At 71.4% G+C, this 15416-nt stretch carries 12 protein-coding genes and 1 pseudogene; 11 read left to right on the forward strand and 2 right to left on the reverse strand.

Features of this window, described 5'->3' with window-relative positions:
- Positions 1–67: 67 nt before the first annotated feature.
- Genes ACZ6CL_RS00040 through ACZ6CL_RS00070 form a run of 7 tightly spaced genes read left to right on the forward strand, consistent with a single transcriptional unit; the run spans position 68 to position 7759 of the window.
- Complete coding sequence (locus ACZ6CL_RS00040) at positions 68–505, forward strand: phage tail protein (RefSeq protein WP_468929122.1); 438 nt, start codon at positions 68–70, stop codon at positions 503–505.
- On the forward strand, positions 506–1291 hold the full coding sequence (locus tag ACZ6CL_RS00045) for a CIS tube protein (protein ID WP_468929125.1): 786 nt from the start codon (positions 506–508) through the stop codon (positions 1289–1291).
- Positions 1291–3195 (forward strand): VgrG-related protein, encoded by a 1905-nt coding sequence (locus ACZ6CL_RS00050; protein WP_468929127.1) that lies wholly within the window; start codon positions 1291–1293, stop codon positions 3193–3195. The genes ACZ6CL_RS00045 and ACZ6CL_RS00050 overlap by 1 nt, the downstream gene beginning before the upstream one ends.
- Positions 3195–3683 carry a GPW/gp25 family protein gene (locus tag ACZ6CL_RS00055; RefSeq protein WP_468929130.1) on the forward strand — a complete coding sequence of 163 codons (489 nt, stop codon included), beginning with the start codon at positions 3195–3197 and terminating at the stop codon, positions 3681–3683. The genes ACZ6CL_RS00050 and ACZ6CL_RS00055 overlap by 1 nt, the downstream gene beginning before the upstream one ends.
- On the forward strand, positions 3683–5650 hold the full coding sequence (locus ACZ6CL_RS00060; protein ID WP_468929132.1) for a putative baseplate assembly protein: 1968 nt from the start codon (positions 3683–3685) through the stop codon (positions 5648–5650). The genes ACZ6CL_RS00055 and ACZ6CL_RS00060 overlap by 1 nt, the downstream gene beginning before the upstream one ends.
- A 25-nt stretch (positions 5651–5675) precedes the next feature.
- Positions 5676–6248 (forward strand): phage tail protein, encoded by a 573-nt coding sequence (locus tag ACZ6CL_RS00065; RefSeq protein WP_468929135.1) that lies wholly within the window; start codon positions 5676–5678, stop codon positions 6246–6248.
- Positions 6245–7759: an NADase-type glycan-binding domain-containing protein gene (locus tag ACZ6CL_RS00070; protein ID WP_468929137.1), complete on the forward strand. Its 1515-nt coding sequence runs from the start codon at positions 6245–6247 to the stop codon at positions 7757–7759. The genes ACZ6CL_RS00065 and ACZ6CL_RS00070 overlap by 4 nt, the downstream gene beginning before the upstream one ends.
- Positions 7760–7804: 45 nt before the next feature.
- Here ACZ6CL_RS00070 and ACZ6CL_RS00075 read toward each other — a convergent pair whose 3' ends face one another.
- Positions 7805–8740, reverse strand: a complete 936-nt coding sequence (locus ACZ6CL_RS00075) for a LysR substrate-binding domain-containing protein (RefSeq protein WP_468929139.1) — start codon at positions 8738–8740, stop codon at positions 7805–7807.
- Between the two features lie 161 nt (positions 8741–8901).
- Here ACZ6CL_RS00075 and ACZ6CL_RS00080 point away from each other — a divergent pair, with 161 nt between their 5' ends.
- The 4 genes and pseudogenes from ACZ6CL_RS00080 to ACZ6CL_RS00095 all read left to right on the forward strand — a co-directional run bounded on the left by ACZ6CL_RS00080 (position 8902) and on the right by ACZ6CL_RS00095 (position 14157).
- Positions 8902–10083: an L-talarate/galactarate dehydratase gene (locus ACZ6CL_RS00080; protein ID WP_468929142.1), complete on the forward strand. Its 1182-nt coding sequence runs from the start codon at positions 8902–8904 to the stop codon at positions 10081–10083.
- 125 nt (positions 10084–10208) lie between these two features.
- A pseudogene (locus ACZ6CL_RS00085) lies at positions 10209–11144 on the forward strand (5-dehydro-4-deoxyglucarate dehydratase); the annotation flags it as partial.
- Between the two features lie 279 nt (positions 11145–11423).
- Entirely contained in the window at positions 11424–12761 is a 1338-nt protein-coding gene (locus tag ACZ6CL_RS00090) for a gluconate:H+ symporter (RefSeq protein ID WP_468929145.1), read from the forward strand.
- Positions 12762–12828: 67 nt separating this feature from the next.
- Positions 12829–14157: an enolase C-terminal domain-like protein gene (locus tag ACZ6CL_RS00095; protein WP_468929146.1), complete on the forward strand. Its 1329-nt coding sequence runs from the start codon at positions 12829–12831 to the stop codon at positions 14155–14157.
- Between the two features lie 31 nt (positions 14158–14188).
- On the opposite strand, the gene ACZ6CL_RS00100 is transcribed toward ACZ6CL_RS00095, so the two are convergent.
- Positions 14189–14866, reverse strand: a complete 678-nt coding sequence (locus tag ACZ6CL_RS00100; protein ID WP_468929148.1) for an Lsr2 family DNA-binding protein — start codon at positions 14864–14866, stop codon at positions 14189–14191.
- Between the last annotated feature and the right edge of the window lie 550 nt (positions 14867–15416).

Raw genomic sequence — 15416 nt, forward strand, 5'->3', positions numbered from 1 at the left:
CCCTGAGCCCTGAGCCCTGAGCCCTGAGCCCTGAGCCCTGACCCGTAAGAAAGAAAGGCCGCCCCCGATGCCCAGTGATCTCGACCCGGGATCCACGATCTTCTTCACCCTCACCATCGACGGCGAGAGCCTGGGGTATTTCAACGGCTGCGAGGGGCTGTCGTCCGAGGTGGAGATCGAGCACCACCAGGAAGGCGGCAACAACGGCTTCGTCTGGCAGCTGCCGTCCCGCGTCACCTTCTCCAGCATCCGGCTGACCCGCCCCCTCACCCCCGACACGGCGAAGGTGGCGGCGTGGGTCTCGTCGATCACCACGGGGGTCACCCGTCCCACCGGGCAGATCGCCGCGCTGCGGGCGGACGGTTCGGTGGTGGCCCAGTGGGGGCTGCTCGACGTGCTGCCGGTGCGGTGGCAGGGGCCGTCGCTCAGCCCGGACAGCCCGGCGGTCGCCACGGAGGTCCTGGAGATCACCCACCACGGGTTCACGGACGCGGGGGCGGCGTAGATGGCCACCAAAGGCGGCGCAGGAGGCAAAGGCGGCGGCCGCGGCGGCAACCCCGGCGGCGGCCGCGGCGGCGGCAAGGGCGGCGCGGGCAAGAGCCTGGTGCGCGCCTCGCTCGCGATCCACGAGCCCCCGGTCGGCCAGAGCACCACCCCCGGCGGGCTGATCAAGAACTTCGACTTCGACTTCAACCCCGCCCAGCTCACCATGAGCCGCCGCACGGACTGGAAGTACACCCCGAGCCCGGCCGTCCGCGACGGCTCGCAGCCGGAGTTCATGGGGCCCGAACCGCGCACCCTGAACATCGACGTCTTCCTCGACTCCTCGGACCAGCCGGACAGCAACGAGGTGCTGAAGAAGGTCGAGGCGCTCTTCTCCTGCTGCGAGGTGACGGCGTCCAGCCTCTCCGCCAAGCAGCCGTCCACGCCGTGGGTGGTGTTCCAGTGGGGCTCGTTCTCCACGGCCCGCTTCACCGCGTACGTGGAGTCCGTGGACGTCACGTACACCCTGTTCGGCACCACCGGCGTGCCGATCCGTGCCACCTGCCAGGTGAGCCTGCACGAGATACCGAGCAAGACGAAGGGGCAGAACCCGACGTCCGGCGCGCTCACCGCGCGCCGCGTCCACCGCCTCGTGGCGGGCGATTCGCTGCAGTCGCTGGCCTGGCGGGAGTACGGGGACGCCACCGTCTGGCGGGTGATCGCCGAGACCAACGGCATCGACGACCCGTCCCGCCTCGCGCCCGGCACCGAACTCATCCTGCCCGCCGTCGAGGAGGTGACCGCCTGATGCCGCCGATCTCGTACTCCAGCATCATCCACGTCAAGCTGGACGGCACCCCGCTGCACCCGGTCAAGGTCGCACCGCTGCTGGCGGAGGCCTGGGTGGACTTCGGGGCGGGGGTGCCCGGCGCGTTCCAGCTCACCTTCCGCGACCCGAAGCGGGCGGTGCTGGGACTGGCGAAGATCAAAATCGGGACGAAGGTGGTCCTGGCGCCCGTCGCAGGCGGCAAGGGGACGCAGGATCCGCTGTTCACCGGCGAGGTCACCGGGCTGGAGACGGATTACGACTCCACCGGCGCGTTCACCGTCGTCCGCGGCTACGACCTCGGCCACCGCATGCTGCGCCAGCGCCGGGTGGCCGGGTACACCGCCATGCGGGCCTCCGACATCGCCAAGCGGCTGATCGGGAAGAGCGGGGTCACCCCGGGCCGGATCGAACCGACCAAGACCACCTACGACTTCATCACCCAGGACAACATCACCGACTGGGACTTCCTCGCCCGGCTCGCCGAGGACAACAAGAAGGTGATGTTCCTGGACGGGGACGGGAAGTTCCAGTTCGTCAGCCGCAAGAGCGCCTCCGGGGCGCCCCCGCCGACCACGGACGGCGACAAGAGCCCGTTCGTACTCCAGGGCGGCGTGGACGTGCTGCGCTGCCGGGCCTCCGTCACCTCGGCCGACCAGGTGCCCCAGGCGCAGGCGCGCGGCTGGAACGTGCAGAGCAAGAAGGCCATCACCGCCCAGGCGCCCACCAAGAGCAACCCGGCCCTCGCCAACGGCGCCAAGCCGGGCGAGGGCGCGGAGAAGTTCAAGGCGACCAAGCTGGTCGACACCGCGTTCCCGTACGACCAGCAGGGCGAGGTCGGCCGGGCCGCGCAGGCGCTGGCGGACGACGTGACGTCGGCCTTCGCCGAGATGGAGGTGACCGTCCACGGGAATCCCAAGCTGCGCGCCGACATCCCGGTGACGCTGCGGGACGTCGGCAAGCCCTTCGACGGCAAGTACACGACGACCGGTGTCCGCCACGTCTTCGAGAAGAGCAAGCCGTACACGACCTGGGTGACCGTCAGCGGCCGCCAGTGGCGGTCCCTGTACGGGCTCGCCTCCGGCGGCGCGGCGGCCGCCTCCCGCATGCCGTCCGTGGCCAACGGGATCGTCACCAATGTGAAGGACCCGCTCAAGCAGGGCCGGGTGAAGCTCAAGTTCCCCTGGCTGGACCCGGATTACGTGAGCGACTGGACCCGCACCGTGCAGTGGGCCGGGGTGGGCGGCGGCAGCGTCTTCCCGCTGGACGTCAACGACGAGGTGCTGGTGGCCTTCGACCGCGGCGCCCTCGACCACCCGTACGTCATCGGCGGCCTCTACAACGGCAAGGACAAGCCGAAGCCGGGCGACGTACCGCTGCACGACGCGCTCAAGGGCAAGGCGACCCGGCACACCGTCGCCGACCGGGAGAACAACCGCCTCGACCTGCTCAGCCAGAAGATCGGCAAGCGCGGGGTGCGGCTGAGCACGGGCAACGACCGGCTCACCATCAACCTGGACCGCACCAAGACCGAGATCACCGTGGACAGCAAGGGCACCGTCGTCATCAAGGGAACCGGGGCGGTGTCCGTCCAGGCCGGTGGCAACCTGAGCCTGCGGGCGGGCGGCAGCATGAACCTGAACGCCGGGGGAGCGCTCACCCTCAACGCGGGCGGAGCCCTGTCGGCCACCGCGGGCGCCGCCTTCAACATCAAGGGCGGCAGCGGATCGATCCAGACCGGGGCCCTGAGCGTGACGGCCGGGGCGGTCAACGTCCTGCCCGCGACGTTCACGATGATGACCCCCGGCGCCATCACCATCGGCGGCACCTCGGTCGCCCTGACCGGCCTCGTCACGATCAACAGCCACGTCCCGGTGGTGGTCTGATGGCCGGGCAGTTCGTCGGTTCCGGATGGTCCTTCCCGCTGCGCATCAGCCCGACCGGGGGCATCGCCCTGGTCAGCGGCGAGCGGGAGATCGAGGAGGCCATCCGGCTCGTGCTCGCGACCGCCCCGGGCGAGCGCCCCATGCGCCCGGAGTTCGGCTGCGCCATCCACGACCTGGTCTTCGCCCCGGTCAACGAGGCCACCGCGGGCCGCATCCAGCACGAGGTGTTCACCACCCTGGACCGCTGGGAGCCCCGTATCGAGGTGCGCGAGGTGGAGGTGACCGCGGGCGACAGCGACGAGCAGGGGGTGCTCTACATCGACGTCCGCTACGTCATCCGCGGCACCAACAACCCGCGCAACCTCGTCTTCCCGTTCTATGTCATCCCCTCCCACGACGACCCCGACCCGTCCTCCTCCGGTCCCGGCGACGGGCCCGGCGACCGCCCCGGCGACGGCGGCGGACCGGCCACCGAAAGCGATCGCTGATGGCACTGCCCTCCCCGAACCTCGACGACCGGCGCTTCCAGCAGTTCGTCGACGACGCCAAGCGCTACATCCAGCGGCGCGCCCCGGAGTGGACCGACCACAACGTGTCCGACCCCGGTGTGACCCTCGTGGAAACCGTCGCCCACATGGCCGACCAGATCGTGTACCGGCTCAACCGGATCCCCGAGAAGAACCACCTGGCCTTCCTCGACCTCGTCGGCATCACCCTCTTCCCGCCGTCCGCCGCCCGCACCGACGTCACGTTCTGGCTGTCCGCGCCGCAGGACGACCCGGTCCGCGTGCCCGTCGGCACGGAGACCGCCACCCTGCGCGCCGACAGCGAGGAACCGGTCGTCTTCGCCACCGAGCGCGAACTCACCGTCATCCCCAGCGAACTGAGCCACCTCGCCGTCCAGCACAGCGGCGAACAGGTCACCGACCGCACCACGGACCTCATCGAGGGCACCGACCTGCTGTGCTTCGCCGAATCCCCGTCACCCGGCGACTGCATGCTGCTCGGCCTCAGCGCCGCCGTCCCGCACTGCGCCGTCGCGCTGCGGCTCGACAGCCGCGTCGACGGCGTCGGCGTCGACCCGCGGCAGCCGCCGCTGGTCTGGGAGGCGTGGACCGCCGAGGGCTGGACGGAGTGCGAGGTCGACCAGGACACCACCGGTGGCCTCAACCGCCCCGGCGACGTCGTCCTGCACATCCCCGGCGGACACATCCTCTCCCGCACCGGCCGCAAGGAGGCGGGCTGGCTGCGCTGCCGGGTCACCGAACCCGCCGCCGACCAGCCCTTCTACACCACCTCGCCCACGGTGCGCTCCGCCGAGGCGTTCACCATGGGCGGCACCGTGCCCGCCGTCCACGCCGAGACGGTGTACGACGAGGCGCTGGGCGAGTCCACCGGGCTGCCCGGCCAGCGGCTGCGGCTCGCCCACGCCCCCGTCGTCGGCGACGTGCCCCCGCTCCACCTCCAGGTGGCCGACTACGCCGGGCAGGAGGGCTGGACCGACTGGGACGTCGTCCCGCACTTCGCCGCCTCCCGCCCGCACGACCGGCACCTGACCCTCGACGCGGCGACGGGCGAGATCGCCTTCGGCCCCGCCGTCCGCGAACCCGACGGCACCCTGCGCCAGTACGGTGCCGTCCCGCCCAAGGGCGCCGTGATCCGCGCCCGCCGCTACCGCACCGGCGGCGGGCGCACCGGCAACGTGGCGCGCGGCGCCATCCGTACCCTCCGCGACTCCGTCCCGTACGTCGCCGAGGTCGTCAACCGGGAGGCCGCCCAGGGCGGGGTCGACGGCGAGACCGTCGAGGAGGCCAAGGCCCGCGCCCCCATCACACTGCGCGCCCAGGACCGCGCCGTGACCCTGCGGGACTACGAGGAACTCGCCCGCCGCGCCGCCCCCGAGACCGCCCGCATCACCTGCCTGGAGGGCCAGGTGGAGGAGTACGGCTCGTACGCGGTACGCGTCCTCGTCGTCCCCCACGCCGTCCCCGACCCCGGCGGGCGGCTCCGCTTCGAACAGCTCGTCCCCGCCGACGCGCTCCTCCAGCGCATCACCCGCCACCTGGACGAACGGCGGCTCATCGGCACCCGGCTGGCCGTCGGCCCGCCGTACTACCAGGGCGTCACCGTCGTCGCCACCGTGCACGCCTTCCGCGGCATCGACGCCGACCGCGTACGGCGCGACGCCCACGACGCCCTCTACCGCCACCTCGACCCGCTCACCGGCGGCGCGGACGGCACCGGCTGGCCCTTCGGCCGCCCGGTCCAGGCGGGCGAGATCTTCGCGGTGCTGCAGCGGGTGCCCGGGGTGGAACTGGTCGACGAGGTACGGCTGCACGCCGCCGACCCGCTGACCGGCAAACGCGGCGACCGCACCGACCGCATCGACCTCGACCCGCCGTCCCTGGTCTTCTCCTACGACCACCGCGTCCGGGTGATCGGGGACTCGGCATGAGCCACCGCCTGATCGGAGGTACGCCATGAGGGGATCGATCGACGGTCTGGCCTCCTCCTCCCCGCTCGGCATGATGCTGCCCGCCGTCTTCGCCGACGACGACCTCGCGCAGCGCTTCATCGCCGGTCTCGACGAGGTCCTGGCCCCCATCCTCAACACCCTGGACTGCCAGGAGAGTTACTTCAGCCCCGCCCTCGCCCCCGCCGACTTCGCCCGCTGGCTCGGCTGGTGGATCGGCGCCGAGACGGACGGCATCGAGGACGACCACCCCGAGGGCGAGGCCCGGCTGCGCGCCGCGGTCGCCGCCGCCGCGTACCTGCACCGCGTGCGCGGCACCCGGTTCGGCCTGGCCGAGACGGTACGGCTCGCCTTCGGCGTCGAACCCGAGATCACCGAAAGCGGCGGCGCCACGTGGAGTGCGCGCCCCCGGGGCTCGTTCCCCGGCCAGCCCCGCCCCGGCCTGCACGTCACCCTGCGCCTGCCGTCCCCGACCCCGGCCGACGAACACCGCCTCGACGAACTCGTGGCCGCCGCCCGTCCCGCCCACGTCCCGTACACGGTCCAGGTGACCGCAGCCGAAAGGACCACCCAGAGATGAGCCCCAGTCAGGCCCCCGGCAGCCGCGGCAGCGGCACCGAAGAGCCGACCCTGACCTGCGACGAGTGCGGCACGCGGAACGAGCCGGGCCAGTCCTTCTGCGAAGGCTGCAACGCGGTCCTGCCCGATCCCGCCCCGGCCCGTCGCCCTGCCACCTCCGGTACGGACCGCCACGGCGCCCCCAGTGCGGACCCGTGGGCCGATGGCGGGACGGCGCCCGGCACGTTCGGCCCGCCCGGCTCCGTGGGCGGCCCCGGCGCCGCCCACGGGCCGGGCCAGCGCGGCGACCACGACCCGCGCGCGTACCAGGGCCGCCCCGACGGCGGCGCCGCACCCACGGCCCAGGGGACGGACCCGGCGCCGCGCGCCGACGTCCGGACCGGCGCGCCCACCCCGTCCGGCCCGGCGGGCGCCGACGACTGGCCGGTCACCGGCAACTCCGGCGGCAACCCCACCGGCGACGCCGACCCGACCCGCCCCGTACCCCGGGCGACCGCGCCCGGGACCAACGCCCCCGCACCCAACCCCGCCACGGACGGGAACCAGAACCAGACCCAGCCCTGGAACCACAACCAGCACGCGAACCCCACCCCGCCCCCGCCCCCGAACCCCCAAAGCGACGCGGACCGGGCGCGGGCCCTGCTCGTGCCCGTGGCCGACCCGCAGGGCGAACCGGCACGCCCCCCGTCCGTAGCGCCGGTCCTCCCGGGCCGCCCGGAACCCGCCCGTCCCGAGGTCCGCGCCCCGGTCGCGCCCGAGAACCACGGCGGCGTCGCGTGCCCCTGGTGCCACGTCGCCAACCGCCCCGACCGCCACTTCTGCGCCCGCTGCGCCATGCCCATGGCCCAGGGCCCGGAGAACCCGGCCCGCCTCCCCTGGTGGCGGCGGCTGTTCGACTACCGCAACCGGGAACAGCCCTGGGCGGGCGACCGCCCCCGCCTGCGCCACCAGATCGGCCGCATCCTGCGCTGGGTGGCCCTCGCGGCGGTGCTGGCCCTGGTGGGCTGGGCCCTGTTCCAGACCCCGCAGGCCGTCAGCGCCGTACGCGACCACTTCGCGAAGCGCGCCCCGCTCTCCCCGGACTCCGTCAAGGCGTCCCGCTCGTTCCCCGAGCACGGCCCGGAGAAGGCGTTCGACGTGGTCAGCAACTCCTGGTGGGGCCCGGGCGTCACCCAGTCCGCCCAGGGGGAGTGGCTGGAGGCCCGCTTCCGGGACCCGGTACGCCTGCTGGACATCGGCATCACGCCCGGCCAGTCCGGCCACGGCGACACCCTCACCAAGTCCGCCCTGCCGCACCGCATCGAGGCCCGCGTCACCACGGACGACGGCAAGACCACCGTCCGCGAACTCAACCTCGACCAGGGCGCGGGCTTCCAGCGCCGCAAGTTCCGCGCCCAGAACGTCACCGCGGTCCGCTTCACCATCCAGTCGGCCTACGGAGCCGACGGGAAGAAGCAGGTGGCCATCGCCGAGATCGAGTTCTTCGGCCCCTCCAAGGCGAGCCGCTCCTGACACCCGGACCTACGGGTCGGCCGGAGCGGTCCCGGGGACGACGTGTCACGCGGTTTCGCGAGAGCCCCGGATGTCCCGGGGAGTCTGCGACGGCGACGGGTCCGAGCCCAGACGGCGGAGCAGCGCGTGCAGGGCCGGGTTGTCGTTGTCCTCACGCCAGACGAGGTTGAGTTCCACCGGCCTGGGGGTGGGGAGTTCGATCGGTTTGAAGACGATGTCGGCGTAGCGGAGCCGGGCGGCGGCCTCGGGGACCAGGGCCACCCCCAGGCCGCAGTTGACCAGGGCCAGAATGCTGTGGACCTGGCTCAGGTACTGGCAGAAGACGGGGGCGACGTGCGCCGCGCGGAAGATGCTGATGAGCAGCTCGTTGAAGTAGCGGGCCTCGGTGGGCGAGTACATCAGGAACTGCTGTCCGTCGAAGTCGGTTATCTCCAGCGTCCTGCCGCGCGCCGCCAGGCCGTGGCCCCGTGGCAGCGCCGCGAGCAGCCGTTCGCGTACGGCCGGCCGGGTCCGCAGGTCGGGGCCGGTGACCGAGGGCCGGCCCAGCCCCAGGTCCAGGCGGCTTTCGGTGAGGTCCTCCAGTTGGTCCCGGGTGACCATCTCCCGCAGCACGATCTCCGCGCGCGGCACGACCTCGCGGGCGGTCTCCAGCAGGGTGCCGAGCGTGGAATAGGCGCTGGCCGCGGTGAACCCTATGACGATGCTCCCCGCCTCCCCGGTCGACACCTGCCGGACGGCGAGGGCGGCGTGCTCGGACTGCCGCAGGATGCGGCGGGCCTCGGTCAGGAAGGCGCGGCCGGCGGGGGTGAGCCGGACCGAGCGGTTCGTACGGTCCAGGAGCTGGACCCCCAGGTCGTTCTCCAGGAGCTGGATCTGGCGGCTCAGCGGTGGTTGCGTCATCTGGAGCCGCTCGGCGGCCCGGGTGAAGTGCAGTTCCTCGGCGACCGCCACGAAGCTGGTGAGTTGGGTGAGAGTGAACAATGATGCTCTCCCGGTATCAGTGCATACAAATTTTAAGTTAGACGGAGATCGTTCCACGACTTAGCTTCAAGGGGCGGCCGAGCGAGACACGCCCGCCGAACTCCGCGACCGGGTCCGCGAAGCGCGCCGGTCGCTCCGCCCCGCACTCACAGGAGCGCTCAGTGGTGATCTCTACGAAGCCGACCCCGGACGCCGCACAGCAGGCAGGCGAGGCGACACTCGACAGGATCTCCTGGATCAGGCTGTCGTCGGTGTTCCTGCCGCTGGCCACGCCCATCAGCGACGCCAAGGTCCTCACCGGACGGCAGAAGCCGATGACCGAGGTCGCCTTCCTCTTCGTCGAACTGGCCACCGAACAGGGGCACCAGGGCATCGGCTTCAGCTACTCCAAGCGCGCCGGGGGCCCGGGCCAGTTCGCCCACGCCCAGGAGATCGCGCCCACGCTGCTGGGCGAGGACCCCAGTGACATCGCCAAGATCTGGACCAAGCTGGTGTGGGCGGGCGCCTCCGTCGGGCGCAGCGGACTGTCCACCCAGGCCATAGCGGCCTTCGATGTCGCGCTGTGGGACCTGAAGGCCAAGCGGGCCGGTCTGCCGCTGGCCAAGCTGCTGGGTGCGCACCGCGACTCGGTGCGCTGTTACAACACCTCCGGCGGCTTCCTGCACACTCCCACCGGGGAGCTGCTGGAGAACGCCTCCGCCTCCCTGGCCGACGGCATCGGCGGTATCAAGATCAAGGTCGGGCAGCCCGACGGCAAGGAGGACCTCCGCCGGCTGACCGCGGTGCGCGAGCACCTGGGCGACGAGGTGCCGCTCATGGTCGACGCCAACCAGCAGTGGGACCGGCCCACCGCGCAGCGCATGGGACGCGCGCTGGAGGAGTTCGGCCTGGTCTGGATCGAGGAGCCGCTGGACGCGTACGACGCCCGTGGCCACGCGGCCCTCGCGGCCTCGCTGGACACCCCGATCGCGACGGGGGAGATGCTGGCCAGCGTCGCCGAGCACTGGGAGCTGATCCGCAACGACGCCGCGGACATCATCCAGCCCGACGCGCCGCGGATCGGCGGCATCACCCAGTTCCTCAAGCTGGCCGCGCTCGCCGAGCACCAGCAGCTCCAGCTCGCCCCGCATTTCGCGATGGAGATCCACCTCCACCTGGCCGCCGCCTACCCGCTGGAGCCGTGGGTGGAGCACTTCGACTGGCTGGAGCCGCTGTTCAACGAGCGGCTGCGGATCAGTGACGGCCGTATGCACGTGTCCTCCCGGCCGGGGCTCGGCATCACCCTCAGCGAGCAGGCCCGGGTCTGGACGCGCGTCGAGTGCGAGCTGGGCACGCGCCCGTAAGGCGCGTCCCCCCGGAGTCCTCTCCGGAGAGAAGTGGTGGACGCACACCCATTGACCTGGCGTGCACGCCACCCTAATCTCCATTTTCATATGTAGACCGAATCCATGTATGTGGAGAAGAGTTCATGACCTTGAACACGGTGCAGGACGTCGCGCGGCGGCTGCGTGACGGCATGGCGCGCGGTGTGCTGTCCTTCCCTCTCACCAGCTTCCGGGACGACGGCAGCCTCGACCTGGACTCCTACCGCACCTATCTGGCCGGTCAGCTGGCCACCGCCCCCGGCGCGGTGTTCCCGGCCTGTGGCACCGGCGAGTTCACGGCCCTGGACGAGGACGAGTACCGCGAGGTCATCACCGCCGCGGTGGAGGTGGCGGACGGCCGGACGCCGGTGGTCGCCGGCATCGGCTACGGCTGGGCGCAGGCGCTGCGCTTCGCCCGGATCGCGGAGGAGGCGGGCGCGGACGCCGCGCTGGTGCTCCCCCACTACCTGGTCAAGGCCCCGCAGGACGGTCTGGTGGAGCAGGTCCGCCGGATCGCCTCCGGGACCGGGCTGCCGCTCATCGTGTACCAGCGCGACCAGGTGGCGTTCTCCGTCGACGGCCTGCGCCGGATCGCGGAGATCCCGACAGTCATCGGCCTCAAGGACGGACACAGCGACCTGGACAGGCTCCAGCGCCTGACCCTGGCCGCCCCCGAGGAGTTGCTGTTCTTCAACGGGGCCGCCACCGCCGAGGTGCAGGCACGCGCCTACGCGGCCGTCGGCGTGCCGGCCTACTCCTCTGCCGTCCACGCCTTCGCCCCCGAGATCGCGAACGCCTTCTTCGCCGCACTGCGAGACGGCGACGACGCGACCATGGACCGGCTGCTGCGCGACTTCTACGTCCCGCTGGTCGAACTGCGCGACCGGGTGCCCGGCTATGCCGTGTCCCTGGTCAAGGCCGCCGCCCGGCTGCGCGGCAAGCCGGTCGGCCCGGTGCGCGCCCCGCTCACCGACCCCTCCTCCGGCGATCTCGCCGAGCTGGAGAGGCTGGGAAGGGAGGGTTTGGATTTGGTGTCTGCAACCGAACGCCCCACAAGCCGGGGGTGTTCGGGGCGCCTCGTGTCCCCCCCCCGCCCCGCTCCCCGCCCGCCCCTGAAGCACACCAGGGGCCAAGGGCGCCGGCACGCGCATCCGCCCGCCGGCCGCCGACACTCCCCGTCGCCCCTCCCGGCTCCACCCCCGCCGGTGACGACCGGGCCGCTGCCACCCCCCGCACACCTTCGTCCCGCCTTCTCACGCGCACGGCGCCTCAACGAGCGGGAACCACTTGCCAAGAGCAGTTCAAAGGGGAACTGATCCATGCCTCTTGTCGTTGTCGGAATCAGCGTTCTGATCCTGCTGTTCCTCATGACCAAGCTGAAGCTGAACGGCTTCATCGCCCTTCTGCTGGTGGCGGTCGGGGTCGCACTGGTCCAGGGGGTGTCCCTCGAAAAGGTCCCGGACGTCCTCGCGAGCGGGGTCGGGGACCAGATCGGCGACACGATGCTCGTCGTCGGGCTCGGCGCCATGGTGGGCCGCGTCATGGGAGACTCCGGCGCCGCCCAGCGGATCGCTGACAAACTCATCGGCGCGTTCGGCGTCCGCCGGGTCCAGGTGGCCATGGTGGTGACGGCCATGCTGCTCGGCGTGACCATGTTCTACGAGGTCGCCTTCGTCATCATCGTGCCCGTCGCGTTCACCATCGTCCGGGTCACCCGCAACAACCTGCTCTGGGTCGGGTTGCCGATGTCGATCGCCCTGTCGACCATGCACAGCTTCCTCCCGCCGCACCCCGGCCCCACCGCGGTGGCCACCACGTTCCACGCCTCCGTCGGGCTGACCCTGTTCTACGGCCTGTTCTTCGCCATCCCGTTCGGGGCGCTCATCGCCCTGGTGTGGCCGCGCCTCCCGTTCGTGAGGAAGATGGACCCCTCCATCCCCAAGGGTCTGGTCTCCGACCGCACCTTCACCGAGGACGAGATGCCGAGCATGGCCTGGTCGCTGTCGGTGGCCCTGGTCCCGGTGGTGCTGATCGCCAGCTCGGCGGTGTACGACATGGCCGTGTCCGAGTCCAACCCGGCCCGGCCGTTCGTCACCTTCATCGGGTCGGCTCCGGTCGCCCTGCTGCTGGCGCTGCTGCTGGCGATCTGGGCCTTCGGGCCGCGCATCGGCCGCCCGCTGTCCGAGGTCAGCGCGTCCTGCAACTCGGCCGCCCAGGCGATGGCCATGATCCTGCTGGTGATCGGCGCGGGCGGCGCCTTCAAGGGCGTCCTCGTCGAGGGCGGGATATCCGACTACATCAAGGACGTCACCCACGGCTGGTCCATCTCGCCGATCATCCTCGGCTGGCTCGTCGCGGTCATCCTGCGGATCGCGCTCGGCTCGGCCACGGTCGCCGTGGTGACGGCCGCCGGTGTGGTGGAGCCGCTGGTCGCCGGAAGCGGAGTCCACCCCGAGCTCATGGTCCTCGCCGTCTCCTGCGGGTCCATCGCCTTCAGCCATGTGAACGACCCGGGGTTCTGGATGTTCAAGGAGTACTTCAACCTCTCCGTCCTCGACGCGATCAAGGCCCGCACCACCTACACCACCGCGCTCGCGGTCCTCGGCCTCGGCGGGGTCCTCGCCGTCGAAGCCTGTCTCGACGCCCTCAGCATCTGACCACCGCCCACCGCCCACCGCCCACCGCCCACCGCCCACGCGCCCCACGGACGTAAGGACGACTTCCATGAGCCAACCCACCGTCACCTCGTTCGCCGTCTACCCGGTCGCCGGCCGCGACAGCATGGAGCTGAACCTCTCCGGCGCGCACGGCCCCTACTTCACCCGCAACGTGGTCGTCCTCACCGACTCCGAGGGCCGCACGGGGCTGGGCGAAGTACCGGGTGGGGAGAAGATCACGCAGACGCTGCGCGACGCCGAGTCCCTCGTCGTCGGGGCGGGGGTGGGTGACTACAAGCGCGTCCTGCGCGAGATCGGGGACCGGTTCAAGGACCGCGACTCCGGCGGCCGGGGCCTGCAGACCTTCGATCTGCGCACCACCGTCCACGCCGTCACCGCGGTCGAATCCGCGCTGCTGGACCTGCTGGGCCAGCACCTCGACGTGCCCGTCGCGGCGCTCCTGGGCGACGGACAGCAGCGTGACGCCGTCCGGGTCCTGGGTTACCTGTTCTACGTGGGCGATCCCGACCGCACCGACCTGGACTACGTCCGCGAACCCGACGCGTCCGCCCAGTGGTACCGGATCCGGCGCGAGGAGGCGCTGACCCCCGAGAAAATCGTCCGCCAGGCCGAGGCCACCTACGAGCTGTACGGCTTCCGCGACTTCAAGCTGAAGGGCGGGGTGCTGGAGGGCGCCGAGGAGGTCAAGGCGATCCGCGCGCTCAAGGAGCGCTTTCCGCAGGCCCGGATCACCCTCGACCCGAACGGCGCGTGGTCACTGCGCGAGGCGGTCGAGCTGTGCACGCCGCTGGTCGGCACGCTCGCCTACGCCGAGGACCCGTGTGGGGCCGAAGGGGGCTACTCGGGCCGCGAGATCCTGGCGGAGTTCCGGCGTGCCACCGGCCTTCCCACGGCGACCAACATGATCGCGACCGACTGGCGGCAGCTCACCCACGCGCTGGCCCTGCAGTCCGTGTCCATCCCCCTCGCGGACCCGCACTTCTGGACCATGCAGGGCTCGGTCCGGGTGGCCCAGCTCTGCAACGCGATGGGGCTGACCTGGGGATGCCACTCGAACAATCACTTCGACATCTCCCTGGCCATGGTGACCCACTGCGGCGCCGCCGCCCCGGGCGAGTACAACGCCCTCGACACCCACTGGATCTGGCAGGAGGGCATGGAGCGGCTCACCACGGCCCCGCCGCGCATCGTCGACGGCGAGATCGCCGTACCCAGGACACCCGGGCTCGGCATCCAGCTCGACATGGACCGGCTCCACGCCGCCCACGAGCTTTACCAGAAGAAGGCGCTGGGCGCGCGGGACGACGCGGCCGCGATGCGCCACCTCATCCCGGACTGGACGTTCGACCCCAAGCGGCCCTGTCTCGTGCGCTGAGTGCGGGCCACTCACCCCCCGAACCGTCCCCTCAGAAAGGATGAGCCTGCTCCCAGGCCTCGAGAACCTCGCGCGGCACACGCCCGCGAAAGGGCACCTCGTACCCATGGGCCCGCCCCCACTCCCGGATGCTCTCCGTGTCGACGGGCGGCCGGGCCCTCACGTTGACAGGCACCCAAGGCGTGGGCGCCGAGACCGTGAACCCCACCGGCCCCTCCAGCAGCCCGTCGGGAAACTGGGGGACCACGGTCTCGCCGCTCAGAACCGAGACGAGGAACGCGGTCAGCGTGCCGTCGAAGGTGAACCAGCGAAACCCACGACCCTCGTTCACGGCGATGCGCCAGGTGTCGGGGGCGTCCGGCGGGTCGGTGATCCAGAAAAGGTCTTCGCCGTTGTCTGTGCGGCCCATGGTGAACAGACGCCGCGGATGGCAAGGGACAGGAGCCTTGCCCTGGTCGTAGTCCTGCTGGAGGTACTCGCGGATGATGCCGGGCATGCGGCCGGTGAGGTTGCTGTACTCGGTGTACCCATGCGGATGACGAATGCCGATGAAATCGGCGAAATGCCCGGGCCCGTAAGCGGCGGCGAGCCACTTGTAGTCCGCGGGCAGTCGCATGCCGAGGGTGGCCTCGACCGCGCCCCAGTCGACCGGCCGCGGCGGATCGGCAGGAGGCGGGCACAGCTGGACGAGTGCGTCGATGGCGTTCACGGGATTCCTCATGTCGATGTCGTACGAAGCCTCTTACACCGGCGCCCCGCCAACGCATTCCCCCCAACGCGCCCAACGTGTCAGTCCCCGGCGCCCAGAACACCCCCCCGCCACAGCCCTCGACGACCGCCTGATCAGGAGCCTCCGCACCGAGCGAGCGCAGCACGTCGTCCACCGCCACATCGCGATCGTGGAGGACGACCAGGTACTGCGTATACGCCTCACGACGCACCTGCCGACGCCACTGGTCATGCTGCGAACGCGCCTGGGTCCGCCCACTGCCCGATGCGGCCCCCAATGAAGCGACCGCCCCGAGGGCAGCCCCCACCAGCGCCGCAAGTCCCGCATCCATGTCCGCAATTCTGCCTGCGCGGGTGCCTTCGGCAGAAGGGAACGGTCACATTTCCGCCCATTGCCCACTGCGCGGCCGTGATCCCCACTCCCGGGCCCTGGTCCGGCGAAATTCCCAACAGCCTTCTGTGCACGGCCTCTTGTCGTCGGCACTGGCCCATGCTTAAAGTCATGGCCGCAATGCCGACTGGGCATGCAA

Source organism: Streptomyces sp. NPDC041200 (assembly GCF_055591805.1).

Excerpts from the sequence above, each read along its gene's own strand:
- ACZ6CL_RS00055 (WP_468929130.1), top strand. The coding sequence starts at position 3,195 with ATGGCCGGGCAGTTCGTCGGTTCCGGATGGTCCTTCCCGCTGCGCATC.
- ACZ6CL_RS00070 (WP_468929137.1), top strand. The coding sequence starts at position 6,245 with ATGAGCCCCAGTCAGGCCCCCGGCAGCCGCGGCAGCGGCACCGAAGAG.
- ACZ6CL_RS00065 (WP_468929135.1), top strand. The coding sequence starts at position 5,676 with ATGAGGGGATCGATCGACGGTCTGGCCTCCTCCTCCCCGCTCGGCATG.
- ACZ6CL_RS00050 (WP_468929127.1), top strand. The coding sequence starts at position 1,291 with ATGCCGCCGATCTCGTACTCCAGCATCATCCACGTCAAGCTGGACGGC.
- ACZ6CL_RS00045 (WP_468929125.1), top strand. The coding sequence starts at position 506 with ATGGCCACCAAAGGCGGCGCAGGAGGCAAAGGCGGCGGCCGCGGCGGC.
- ACZ6CL_RS00090 (WP_468929145.1), top strand. The coding sequence starts at position 11,424 with ATGCCTCTTGTCGTTGTCGGAATCAGCGTTCTGATCCTGCTGTTCCTC.
- ACZ6CL_RS00060 (WP_468929132.1), top strand. The coding sequence starts at position 3,683 with ATGGCACTGCCCTCCCCGAACCTCGACGACCGGCGCTTCCAGCAGTTC.
- ACZ6CL_RS00095 (WP_468929146.1), top strand. The coding sequence starts at position 12,829 with ATGAGCCAACCCACCGTCACCTCGTTCGCCGTCTACCCGGTCGCCGGC.
- ACZ6CL_RS00040 (WP_468929122.1), top strand. The coding sequence starts at position 68 with ATGCCCAGTGATCTCGACCCGGGATCCACGATCTTCTTCACCCTCACC.